The organism is Desulfovectis peckii (assembly GCF_055391705.1).
Window position 1 is genome coordinate 2,174,406 of record NZ_AP042409.1, and the last position, 11,611, is coordinate 2,186,016.

The 11,611-nt window shown below is 41.7% G+C and carries 13 protein-coding genes; all 13 read right to left on the reverse strand.

Going from position 1 to position 11,611, the window contains the following annotated elements; all coding sequences use genetic code 11:
- Nucleotides 1–67 precede the first annotated feature (67 nt).
- The 13 genes from tilS to spoVT all read right to left on the reverse strand — a co-directional run bounded on the left by tilS (nucleotide 68) and on the right by spoVT (nucleotide 11,398).
- Nucleotides 68–1,477, reverse strand: coding sequence for a tRNA lysidine(34) synthetase TilS (gene tilS / locus ACZ5NG_RS10805; protein WP_464251801.1), 1,410 nt, complete (start codon nucleotides 1,475–1,477; stop codon nucleotides 68–70).
- 185 nt (nucleotides 1,478–1,662) lie between these two features.
- On the reverse strand, nucleotides 1,663–4,125 hold the full coding sequence (spoIIE, locus tag ACZ5NG_RS10810; protein ID WP_464251802.1) for a stage II sporulation protein E: 2,463 nt from the start codon (nucleotides 4,123–4,125) through the stop codon (nucleotides 1,663–1,665).
- Between the two features lie 68 nt (nucleotides 4,126–4,193).
- A complete protein-coding gene (locus ACZ5NG_RS10815; RefSeq protein ID WP_464251803.1) occupies nucleotides 4,194–5,102 on the reverse strand; it encodes a Ppx/GppA phosphatase family protein in 909 nt (302 codons plus the stop codon).
- A 97-nt stretch (nucleotides 5,103–5,199) separates the two neighbouring features.
- Entirely contained in the window at nucleotides 5,200–5,571 is a 372-nt protein-coding gene (locus tag ACZ5NG_RS10820; RefSeq protein ID WP_464251804.1) for a S1 RNA-binding domain-containing protein, read from the reverse strand.
- A gap of 114 nt (nucleotides 5,572–5,685) precedes the next feature.
- Nucleotides 5,686–6,042: an FtsB family cell division protein gene (locus ACZ5NG_RS10825; protein WP_464251805.1), complete on the reverse strand. Its 357-nt coding sequence runs from the start codon at nucleotides 6,040–6,042 to the stop codon at nucleotides 5,686–5,688.
- Between the two features lie 35 nt (nucleotides 6,043–6,077).
- Entirely contained in the window at nucleotides 6,078–6,308 is a 231-nt protein-coding gene (locus ACZ5NG_RS10830) for a helix-turn-helix transcriptional regulator (RefSeq protein WP_464251806.1), read from the reverse strand.
- 348 nt (nucleotides 6,309–6,656) lie between these two features.
- The gene (gene yabQ, locus ACZ5NG_RS10835) at nucleotides 6,657–7,175 is read right to left on the reverse strand and encodes a spore cortex biosynthesis protein YabQ (protein WP_464251807.1); all 519 of its coding nucleotides are present in this window, start codon (nucleotides 7,173–7,175) and stop codon (nucleotides 6,657–6,659) included.
- Nucleotides 7,176–7,189: 14 nt separating this feature from the next.
- Nucleotides 7,190–7,444, reverse strand: coding sequence for a sporulation protein YabP (gene yabP, locus ACZ5NG_RS10840; protein WP_464253160.1), 255 nt, complete (start codon nucleotides 7,442–7,444; stop codon nucleotides 7,190–7,192).
- Between the two features lie 121 nt (nucleotides 7,445–7,565).
- A complete protein-coding gene (locus ACZ5NG_RS10845) occupies nucleotides 7,566–8,513 on the reverse strand; it encodes a SpoIID/LytB domain-containing protein (protein ID WP_464251808.1) in 948 nt (315 codons plus the stop codon).
- A gap of 70 nt (nucleotides 8,514–8,583) precedes the next feature.
- On the reverse strand, nucleotides 8,584–8,853 hold the full coding sequence (locus ACZ5NG_RS10850; protein ID WP_464251809.1) for an RNA-binding S4 domain-containing protein: 270 nt from the start codon (nucleotides 8,851–8,853) through the stop codon (nucleotides 8,584–8,586).
- Nucleotides 8,854–8,918: 65 nt separating this feature from the next.
- A complete protein-coding gene (locus tag ACZ5NG_RS10855; RefSeq protein WP_464251810.1) occupies nucleotides 8,919–9,197 on the reverse strand; it encodes an HU family DNA-binding protein in 279 nt (92 codons plus the stop codon).
- Between the two features lie 85 nt (nucleotides 9,198–9,282).
- The gene (yabN, locus tag ACZ5NG_RS10860) at nucleotides 9,283–10,761 is read right to left on the reverse strand and encodes a bifunctional methyltransferase/pyrophosphohydrolase YabN (RefSeq protein WP_464251811.1); all 1,479 of its coding nucleotides are present in this window, start codon (nucleotides 10,759–10,761) and stop codon (nucleotides 9,283–9,285) included.
- A 79-nt stretch (nucleotides 10,762–10,840) separates the two neighbouring features.
- Nucleotides 10,841–11,398, reverse strand: coding sequence for a stage V sporulation protein T (gene spoVT / locus ACZ5NG_RS10865; RefSeq protein ID WP_464251812.1), 558 nt, complete (start codon nucleotides 11,396–11,398; stop codon nucleotides 10,841–10,843).
- Nucleotides 11,399–11,611: the final 213 nt, after the last annotated feature.

An 11,611-nucleotide genomic window follows, 5' to 3' on the forward strand; every position in this document is an offset into this window, starting at 1 on the left:
ACTCCTCTCATATGCTTTCCGCCTTTGCCTGGAGCATTATATTTTTATTTTGTACATTATCATTATATCAAATATCATGGTTAGTTTTTTCCAATCTTAAGTGCAACAATACCTTGGTTTGCTCTGTTACCTTCCAGTATTCCCCAATTCGCAATCCTCCTACCCATACAATTTGATTATCCTTGCAAATTAACGGAATTAAATCGCGTTTTTCCCTGGGGACTTTTTGATTTATAAAAAATTTTTTCAACTTTACCGCACCGGTCGCACCGTAAGGGTAAAACTTGTCACCTTTTTTTCGTTTTCTGGCAAAGAGCTCCGGTCCGGTTTTACTGTAATCAAGCAGCGCTTCATTAGCAGGAAGGTCTGCCGGATTTACTTTAATCTCGTCAGCATGATATAATTTGGCGGTAATTGCTAAACCAAGTTCATGAAGCCTTGTCACACCCGGTATCTTAATGGGATAGCAATAATCTGCAACTTCCTGTCGATTTGAACGCTTTTGGAATTTTATTTTTGAATAGGCTATTTGACAGTTGATACCCTCCGGAAGTTCAACAGTGTTGGGCGATCTTTGGTTAGCCATGTTAATTATCGCTTCTACATGCTCAAAAGATAAATTTCTCTTGCTGCCAACTAACTTTTCCCAAGCCCGGCGGATAACCCGCCGTTGCAAAGCAAGTGGTAAATTAATAAATAGTTCCTGTTTTAAAATAATATCTTGTTCGTCAAAAACAGTTAATAATTTTAACGCATCATTGGCCTGTTTTTCAAGAAGGCGATCTTCCTCCCGGAGCAGATTGGCCAGCCTTCCCAATGCCAGAACTATCTCCGGATTATATTCTTTTTCTAACCAGGGTATCAAATGCATTCTTATTTTATTTCTTTGATAAATCGCTTTCCTGTTGGTACTGTCTATCCGGTATGAAAGATGGTTCTCTCGACAATACTTTTCAATATCCCCACGTCTAACTTCCAAAAGAGGCCTGATATATATTCCGTCACGCACCGGGGATATTCCCGACAATCCCCGGGAACCGGCACCCCGCAAAAGATTTAGCAATATTGTTTCTGCCTGATCATCAGCATGATGACCTAATGCAATGCGTTGGGCTTGACATTGGCTTGCTGTTTCCAGCAAAAAACGATAACGAACTTCTCTAGCCGCTGCCTCACATGACAAACCCTGCTCCTTCTGATAGCGAGGAACATCAATTGCCGCATCGGTGCAGGGTATTTCCCACTGTCTGCAAAGTTCTCTGACAAATTGAGCATCTGCCTGGGATTCTTCTCCCCGCAGCATATGGTTTAAATGAGCGGCATGTAAGCTTATTTTCAATCTTTCTTTTAAGTGATTAAGAATATGCAATAATGCAACAGAATCTGGCCCGCCGGAAACGGCTACCAGCACTTTGTCATGGGGCCGGATCATGTTGTTTATCTGAATATACTGGTATATTTTTTCAAGCAAATTCAAATTAATCACCTAAAATAAAGACATAGTAGGTAATTTTCCACATTAACAAAAAATTTCCTCCCATAAAAACAAAGAATTTTTACTGTCAGCTCACAACAACGCAAAATAAAGCAAAAGTGCCAAAATGCAGGTTAATTCCCCTTTTGTTATTATGACATAACCCGCGCCAAAGACGGCCTGTCTACCTAGCTTCTCTCTAGTTTGGCAACCAAAACCGTCATATCGTCAGATAATTTTTGAGCATTTTTCAAACCGGTATCAATTACCTGTAAAATTACTTCCGCTATTTCTTGCGGTTCCAGGTAGGCTAAATCTTTTAACATTTCTGCCAGCCATTCTTCCGGATCCCCCTTGCCTTGATAAGAATCTAACACGCCGTCAGTAAGCATAACCAATATATCTTCTGACTGCAGGTTTCTTGTTTGTGTTACCACTTCAATATCTTCCAGTATGCCCACCGGCAGTGAATTAGATTTTATAATTGAAACCTCTCCCCCTCTGATTAAGTAACTGGGGCAGGCACAAATTTTAATAATATCTGTTTTTCCGGAATAAAGGTCAATAACTGCCATATCTACAGTGGCAAAGCTTTCATTGGGTGAGCGCAAGACGAGAATTGAGTTTACTGTTTTGACCGCCATATCTTTTTCAAAACCGGACTCCAGTAAATGTTTAAGCAAGGTAATAACGGAAGAACTTTCAGCGTTTGCCCGATATCCCACACCCATGCCGTCAGAAAGCAAAAGTGCATATTTACCGTCTCGAAGCTGTACCGTACTGTAACTGTCACCGGAAATATTACTCCCGCCTCGGGTGGCGGTGGCACAGCCAATTGATACCCGGTACGCCAGAGATGAATACAGTTTAAATGTACACTCTTCGCTTTTCTCCTGCAAACAGCACCCGGTATTAGCTAAAACTAAATTCTGACCGGTAATTGCCGACACCAGCGGCACTACTTTATGCTGACAAACTAACTGCCCGCCACAGGGAGGAACGGACAATGCTACTTCCACGCCGCCGTCAGGGCGGTGAAAAGTAAATACATCGTTAACGGTTATTCCCTCTTTACCTAACCGCTTAATTATAGCCTCTTCTATTTCACCGGACATTTCCAAATCTTTTTCCAATTGCTCAGACAGGTTAATTAAAATGTTAGACATACCTTTAAGTTGTTCCGATACCAGGCTTCTGCTGTCAAGTAATTTTTTTTGCCAGTAATTATTCATTTTGAAATTATCATACAAACAGGTAATTGTAATGGCCATTTCTTTTAGGCGAGCACATCTTTTTTTCATCCGTTCAGGCAAATCATCTATACTTAACTTGCCGTACATTTCTACCGTGGTTAATAAATCCAAAATTTGTTGATAGGTGCGATAAAATTCCCTTTCCCAACAGGTACGATACAAAGCACAGCCGTCACATACCTTTTGACCCACTTGTACAAACAACTGCTCCAACCCGTGTTCCTCTTGAGCCCGCTCTACGGCAGCGGAAATTTGCCCAAAACTGTTTGCCAGCTCATTAAAAACAACCGACCAGTTGTGCATCCGGGCAGCAGTCATTTCCTTGATGTGTGACTGCGGTAAAGTGGGACGGCGAAACTTAATTATTCCTTTAGGTAAGGAAAACATTTTAGTAATGCTCTCTACCCACCCTGCAGGCATTAAACAAAAAATCATGGCCGCGATTGCCGTTTCCAACATAACTTCAAGCATATTACCGTAATCGGTTATATAAATTGAAAGCAAAATATTGCCCAACAAAAAGCCGGCAGCTACCCCAATGCGTCCGAATCCCCGCAAAAGTCCGGCCACCAATCCGGCAAAGGAGTACGCACCGATAATTACCGGGGCAACCACATATAAAAGACCCGGTATCACGCCTACTACCGCCCCTGATGCGGCACCCAGCCCAATGCCGCCAACAAAAGCGGAAAATAAAATTATAAATTTGCTAACCAATCCGCGCAAGGTAACTCCGTTAATAGCAATTTCGCCGGTTCCGGCCACAACCCCGCCTAACAGCAGCAGCATACAAAAAACCGCCTCTCCGCTAATCCGCCCGGGCACAGTCTGCTGCCAAACCGGAGGCAGAGCCTGCATAAAGGCTATGGTCAGCAAACATGCAAAAACCCCTTCAAAAAGAATACTGATATAACTGTATAAATCACCTGTACTATAAGCCACAATTGAACATTTAACAATTAATACCGTAACAAATACCAACCCGGGAACAACATACCACTGACGCTCTTTAATTTCCGGGATAAAACGCAACAACAAATAGGTAACTGCCGTTACCAAGGCATTGCCAATAAACACAGTTCCGTCAGTAACAGTGGCCAGCCCGGCAATAACTGAAATAAGCACCAGAATATTTGTTGCTTGTGTTACCTTAGCCGCCGCAGCTACAATGGCAGCTGCAAAAGGCATCAATTCACCCAACAGCACTGCCCTGCCAAGAAAAAAGGCGGTAAGATACAAAAGTAACCACCGCCCGGTAAAAGCCTGTCCAAGCATTGACCAGGGTATGTTAAATTGGTATTTATTTTTCTTTTTACCCCAACCATGCTTAGCTTCACCCGCTTCCGTTGTGCTTTTACCGGCACGGCGGTAGGGATAGATGTCGAAATTATTATACACACAGCCCCACTCCTTAACTACAATGATGCATTATAGCTCATTATAGTACAGTTGCTAGGAAATTTTTGTCAATTCTGGTTAGCTGTGTTAATTTTTCTTTCGACATTTGTTGCTGCCATGGCCAGCCCCCATAGCATATCCGCCTCACTGACGACAAAGGAGTTTAACTCCATTTCCTTAAGAATAATTAATATTATTCTCACTCCGGCTACAATGATATCTGCCCGGTCGGGCGGCAAACCCGGTATTTTTTTTCTTTCCTCCAGGGTCTTACTTTCCAGTAAAGCTAATACTTCTTCCACTTGTTTTACTTTTATCTCAAATCCATGCACCTTCTTGGGATCATAATGTTCCAATTTTTGTATTATTGCCGCTAAGGTGGTAGCAGTCCCGCCGACGGCTACCAGTCGGCTAATTTGCTGCTCTTTTACTTTGGCAATCACCGGCAAAAGCAGGCGGGCTATCTCTTGATCGTCATAATCTCCTTCCGTCATGCGTACAGCACCCACATTACTGCTGGCATAACAAAGCTGATTTTTATCCCGCCAAGAAAATTCCGTACTGCCGCCGCCAACATCTATAACTGCCACTCCTTCTTTCACACCGGACAGCCCGGCCAGTACTCCCCGGTAGCTTAGTTCCGCTTCCTCTTCACCGGCCAGTATCCTAAGCTGACGACCGGTGCTGCAACGGATAAGACGGGCAAATTCTTCTTTATTGCTTGCATCCCTTACCGCACTGGTAGCCGCTATGGTAATATCATCGACCCCATAGTTAAGAGAATACTCCACAAAATTTTTTACTGCCCGAACCGTTCGCTCAATAGCGGCAGCATGCAAACAGCGACCGTTTATTCCCTCACCCAGCCGGGTAGTTTTTAAAGCAGTATGTAAGGCTTTTAAACGGTTTCTTTTGTCAATCTCGGCAATTAACAGCCTGGTTGAGTTGGTTCCGATATCTATGGCTGCAATTTTCACCTAGCAATCACCCCCTAACCCGGTAATTCTTTTTAGTTTCATATTAATTAGGGTAAAATTAAAAGGCGCATCCTTGCGCCTTTAACTCACTGAGCATTTATTTAAACTGCCGCCGCCTGGTTTGATTTTGATTTTTTCGCAGCTGTTGCTGTATTTCCTCGCTTTCTTTCAAAAATTTAGCTATCTTGTCTTCAAATGACAAGTTCGCACGTTGCGTACGAGCTTGCTGCGGGGCAGGTTTTGCTTGCTTGATGGAAAGTCCTACTTTTCCTTTCTCGTCAACCGAGATAACCTTTACTTTAACGCGGTCGTTTAGTTTTAAAAAATCATTTACATCCCGTACATACCGGTGATCTATCTCCGATATGTGCACCAACCCCGTAACATTATTGGGTAGCAAGACAAATGCCCCAAAATTCGTTATCCCGGTGACAACACCTTCAACAACTTTCCCCTGTTCAATTGACATGCTTAAAAAAATTCCTCCTTAAATATCACTGTTGTAATTATATGTTAACAGTAGGGAAAGTGTCAACATTGCAGATTATAGATTACATAACATTATACTTTAGCCGGATAATGCTTACTGCGGGCTATCGGCTTCTGTCTTTTCAGCAGGAATAACCAAAGTTTCTCCCGGCTTAACCAGCCCTAATTTTTCTCTGGCAATTTGTTCAACATATTCATTAGATTGCAGCGATTTGAGCATTTTACGCAGTTCATTATTTTGCGTTTGCAGCTGTTCCATTTCCTGTTCTATTTCTATAACGCTCTTTTTCATATCATTTAATTTTTGCATTTCTCCCCCAAGGGAAACCGCCAAATATACAAATACCAAACTTAACACAATGAGTGGGAGTTTGAAATTATATTTAGATTGATCCCTTTTCTTTTCACGGGGCTTTATTAGTTTGTTTGTATTTTTATAATCTAACTTCACACCTTTTCCCCTGCGATTAGTTGAGGAAATCACTTTTAATTCACCTCTTCTTCATCCGAACCAAACAGGCCCATAGCATCGCCGGGTATAACGATAACCACTTGATAGCCCTTATTGCGGGCACGGTTATATAGCGTAGCTACAGTACTGGCAGTAATGTTCAGTTGTTTTGCTATGCGCTCATTGCTGTAACCCATTTCTTTTAAAGTAACAACCTGCCGTTCGCGAAAACTTAGTTTTTCCACACCTCTAATTTCTATCTGCAAGTTAGCCACCCCTGACTGTGGCAAAAATCAATACACATATTATCCACGATTATTCATAAGTTATCCAAAAGTTATCCACTGCAATATCCACAATTTGTGTACAATTCTTTTACAATGTAACTACTATATTACTACATTGTGGATAAAACTCCTTCCGCCTTAAACATTTCTTTTTTGGCTTAAACAGCTTGCCCTAAATTGTACACAGACTATAAAATCCGCTGTAATTTACGGCATACCGCAAGCCAAACTGTCACCACTGTTTCTTACCTATGCTAATTACTAACCAATAAACTGCTAAATAATATAAAAGGCTAAAGCACTACCTACTGTGTAACCGGTAGTACTTCAGCCTTTTTTACGGGAAAACAGCTTACTTATTTTAACCGTTATTGGTTTAGCCAGTTTTTTCATTGGCTGCACCAGCCAGCTCAGCATTTTGCCCATCACTTTTAACGGTACTGTAACGGCGGTGAATAACAAACGAAAAGGCCAGCAAAGTGCTGCCAACAACAAAGCAAGTATGCGCCACAGCCAGGAAAAAAATTTGTGGATAACTACCAACAAGTAATTAAATAGCGAAACGGCATAAGGGCTTAAGCAACGTAAGTAAATTGCTGCCCCCAGTAGCAAGCCAATTACAACATAAAACCTAAACTCGCCCCAATTGCCCCACAATAAAAACAAAAAGGCAATCGGTGTAAGTACCAGCCAAAAAATGAAATCCCCGACAACTGTTCCCCATTTGTTAAGTTTAATCAGCTTCGCTATCACTCGATAAAAGTCAAAGAGTAAGCCGGCCAACACGCCTATCATTAATGTAACCAAAAAGGCAGTTAATTGATCAATCAGTTGTATTATGACCACACCCTTTAGGGAAACTATTTAAGCAGTCGCTCCAATATGCCCTTAGATTTTACTTTTCCTCCTTTAGCAGTTTTGCCTTCTACGTATTCCACACCGTTTATGTAGCCTTCCACTTTAAGTTCTCCGGCCTCTAAATTTAACTGGGTAATGTGTAAATCTTCCCCCTTTAGCAGCAGATATCCCATATTAGTATCTAGGGCAATTTCTTTTTCATCAAAAGTACCTACATGTTGCACACCTTTTAATATCAATTCCTTTCTATTTAGCATCTCAACTTTATGATTAACACGTTCTTCCACTGGCTACCCTCCCATTTAGCCGTAATTCATTTTTAATATTTATTCCTAAGCAAAAGCAAATATGATAACAAAACGGGTGCAGCTGCACCCGTTATTTCCACAGTTTTTCAATTGTCACATCTTGATAGTAAAATTTAATAATTTCTTCCGGAGATTTGTTTTCAGTAGCCAGTTTGTTTGCTCCCCATTGGCAAAGTCCCACACCGTGTCCAAAACCGTCTCCGGTAATGACTAGGTTTCCATCCTCAACCCTAATATCTTTAATTAGCGTTGAACGCATCAGCTCACTGCCTACTGCCAATCTTAAAGCCGGTCCGCTTACCGTTGCCTCTCCCAATTTAATCTTGGTTGCTCTTCCGGACGGTCCTTTCTCTACTATCTGTACAGAAGTGATATTTCCGGGATCAACACCTGCCGCTTGCTTTACTGCGGCCCGCACTTGTTCTAGCGGAATTTTTGCCACCCAATTTCTGTTTTCCGGTGTAGTGATACTTAAACAACCATCTTCTATACCTGATTGCACATATGGTGTTTTAGTTTTGGTCCAGTTAAGGCCCTCAACGGCATTTGCGGTTTTACCTCCGCAGCAGGCAGAAAACCACCCTTTTACATATTCACCGTTGTATTTAATTACTTCTCCGCAAGTGCTTTCTACCGCCCTTCTAACCCGGTCATTTATGCGCGACGGATCATAGGCTTGAAATTCTTCCACGTCAGTTGAGGCATCGGTACCGTGTAATTTTTTAATTTTACCGCTTTCGATATTCTCCATAGTAAAAGTACGGGCTAAGATTGCTTGAGCGGCCAAAGCATTCTCCGGCCAAGTCGGTTCCATTTCCGCGGCTACAACGCCCATTAAATATTCTTCCAGTTTAATTTCTTTTTTCTCTCCGGTTTCTTTAACAAACAAAGTAATCGTCGGTTCTTCTCCGGGTTGAGTGCGGTCAGGAGCCGGTTTCTTTTCTCCTGCACATGATGTCAATAATGTCAAAATAATAATGCCGATTGCCGTCAGCATAAGGAAGCTAAATTTTTTCATCTTACCACCCCTAATTGCGTTTTGTTTAGTTTCTGCATTGGGGTGGTTAAATATAACCCAAGTTCTAAAATTAAAAATCGCGCTCAGGGTGATAGGTTTCCTCTACAACTTCGTAAAGAGAAGCTGCTTCCTTTGCCGGAACGTTATCTTTAACTTCCAGTATTTTTATGGTCAGAGTTTTGGTTCCCATTTCAATCTCCAGCACATCCCCGGGTTTAACCACACTTCCCGCTTTTGCCGTTCGGGAATTAATTTTTATTTTTCCACTGTCACATACTTCTTTAGCCACCGGGCGCCTTTTAATAATCCGTGAAACTTTAAGAAACTTATCCAGTCTCATCCTAAATTAATTTCCCCCAATAAATATCAATGATCAGGCCTTTGACCTGATCATTTTTATCTTACTTACTTGCTTGCTACCGCCTCTTTGAGAGCTTTACCGGCTTTAAAAACGGGAACCTTGGTGGCAGAAATAGTAATCTTTTCACCGGTTTGGGGGTTACGGCCCTGACGCTCAGCCCGTTCACGGGCTTCAAATGTTCCAAAGCCTACCAACTGGACTTTATCTCCTGAACTTAGGGCTTCAGTAATAGTTTCTAGCATGGCATTGAGCGCCTTTTCTGCATCTTTTTTGGTTAGTTCTGTTTTTTCCGAAATGCTAGAGATTAACTCGGCTTTATTCACTATATTACCTCCTCCAGATTCAAATTGATTAATTCTGTCATTGAATTCGATAAAACCGTTACATTTCCTGCTTTAGTGAAGATATTTATAGTTTATCTTTTCCATTTTTCTTTAATTCCAAACATTTAGCTTCATTCCAGTACTCATCCATTTCCGCCAGCGTCATTTCCGTCAAACTTTTGTTATGCTGCCGGCATTTCTTTTCTATATACTGGAAACGTTTGGTGAACTTTGCATTGGTAGCTGTCAACGCTACTTCGGCATCAACCTTTAACAAACGGGCTAAGTTTACAGCCGCAAAAAATAAGTCACCTATTTCGGCACTAATGTCCTGTTCATTGCCGGCGTCAATTGCTTTTTGTAATTCTGCCAATTCCTCTTTGACCTTCTCCAACCCTCCCCGGTAATCCGGCCAGTCAAACCCTACCTTAGCCGCTTTACTCTGCAGTTTAGTCGCTCTGGTTAAAGCAGGCAGCCCCTTAGGTATTTTATCCAAAAGTGAACAATATTCTTCTTTCCCCTCTTCTTCAGCTTTTATTTTATCCCAATTGACCAATACCTCAGCGCTGTTTTCCACCGAAACATCCCCAAAAACATGGGGGTGTCGCCTAATCATTTTTTCAGTAATCGTATCGATGACATCATTAATATTAAATAAGTTCTCTTCTGCAGCCAGTTGGGCATGAAACACTACTTGCAATAGTAAGTCTCCCAATTCCTCACATATTTTATGCGGATTGTTTGTGTCCAGCGCTTCAATTACTTCATATGTTTCTTCAATCAAATATTGTTTTAATGTTTGATGAGTTTGTTCTTTATCCCACGGACAGCCGTTCTCTCCTCTTAATGCAGCCATCACGTTAACTAACGGATCCAAGGGATATAAACTTTCTTCAAATTGCTTGTCATGCTGACCGTCAAGTTCAGGCACAAATAAACAAGTAAGATGATTAATCCAATCCAGCCTGTCCAACTGATAAAGAGGTATCCGTTCTATTTTTTCTTCTCCGGGCACACCCGCGGCCTTAATAACTGTCACCGGATGATCATCGGGATAATATTCCATCAGCGATAGTTTTACATCAGAAGCAACCAATTTAGAGTATACCTGCGTAATCACTGCGGCAATCGCCGGATTAGGGTGACGTTGATTTAACATTAGTCCGTCTAAAATCTGCAATCCGTTATTTGGATCGTAACCTATTGCGGAAAATACTGCATCTAAAAAACTGGCCGCCGGTAAAATTTTTACCGCTAACCCCTTTTCTTTGGCCCCTTTAATTATTAGCTGTACCGTTTCTTCCGCTACCATGGGATGCCCGGGAACCGCATATACTACATGTTTTTGTTGAGCTAAATTCAATACCTGATCCGCGATTTGGCGATAAAGTTCGCTAAAATTATCTACCCGTTGGTAGTAATGGTCAAAGGATTGATACACTATTCCCTGCTCCTCCAACCAAGGAACAACCGGATGCACTTTTGTGCGCAATAAAACGGGAGATTTTCCTTGTAGGGCTTCCAGTGCCCCCAGCGTCAGACCTTCTTTTGTTCCCGGCCCCAAACCGACAATAGTAATAGCTGTAATATTGCTTCACCCCCTGATTCTTCAAGCATGAAAAAGGAGGCCAAACGGCCTCCCTTTATTGTTCCATTTGTTTTGCCAAAAAACCTGCTGCAGTTTCAGCTAATTTCAATTCCATCTCACCCATTTTTACATCCGGTTCTTTAGTTGCCAAAATCACCGCCCCAATTGGATCCCCTTCAGAGATAATCGGTGCTATCACCTCGCTGGTATACTTGCAATCGCCTCCGTCAATTATCGCTCCGTCTTTGCAGTTAGGATCTTCTGCCGGGTTAAGTATGATGGCCTTCCGTTCTTCCATTACCTTTTCTACTATCGGACCGATCGGCTTGTTAAGCAGCTCTTTTTTCGGCGCACCGGACACTGCAATAATAGTATCACGATCAGCTATACAAGCAATATGACCCAATGCTTCATGTAACGAATCAGCATACTCTTTTGCAAAATCGCCTAGTTCACCAATAGGAGAATACTTCTTTAATATTACTTCGCCTTCTCTATCGACAAAAATTTCTAAAGGATCCCCTTCTCTAATCCGTAAGGTCCTGCGAATTTCCTTCGGTATAACAACTCTACCCAAATCATCTATCCGACGTACGATACCCGTTGCTTTCATAAAGTTCCCTTCCCTCCTTTATTCTGCATGATCTACGCGAAATAACTTTCTGTGATAGTATATAACAGGAGGTTTCTAATTATTCATATTTTACCAGCACAAGATAAATAAATTTCGGCTTTTAGGGGTTTGTCTATCTTTTTGCCGAAAAATCTTAAGGTTTACTACCTACTACTGAAACATATTAACCGCTAACATTCCGTTTTTTGGGCC

Bases quoted from the DNA above. Each gene is read 5' to 3' on its own strand.
- ACZ5NG_RS10820 (WP_464251804.1), bottom strand. From the start codon at position 5,571: ATGTCAATTGAACAGGGGAAAGTTGTTGAAGGTGTTGTCACCGGGATA.
- yabP (WP_464253160.1), bottom strand. From the start codon at position 7,444: ATGCTAAATAGAAAGGAATTGATATTAAAAGGTGTGCAACATGTAGGT.
- ACZ5NG_RS10845 (WP_464251808.1), bottom strand. From the start codon at position 8,513: ATGAAAAAATTTAGCTTCCTTATGCTGACGGCAATCGGCATTATTATT.
- ACZ5NG_RS10850 (WP_464251809.1), bottom strand. From the start codon at position 8,853: ATGAGACTGGATAAGTTTCTTAAAGTTTCACGGATTATTAAAAGGCGC.
- spoVT (WP_464251812.1), bottom strand. From the start codon at position 11,398: ATGAAAGCAACGGGTATCGTACGTCGGATAGATGATTTGGGTAGAGTT.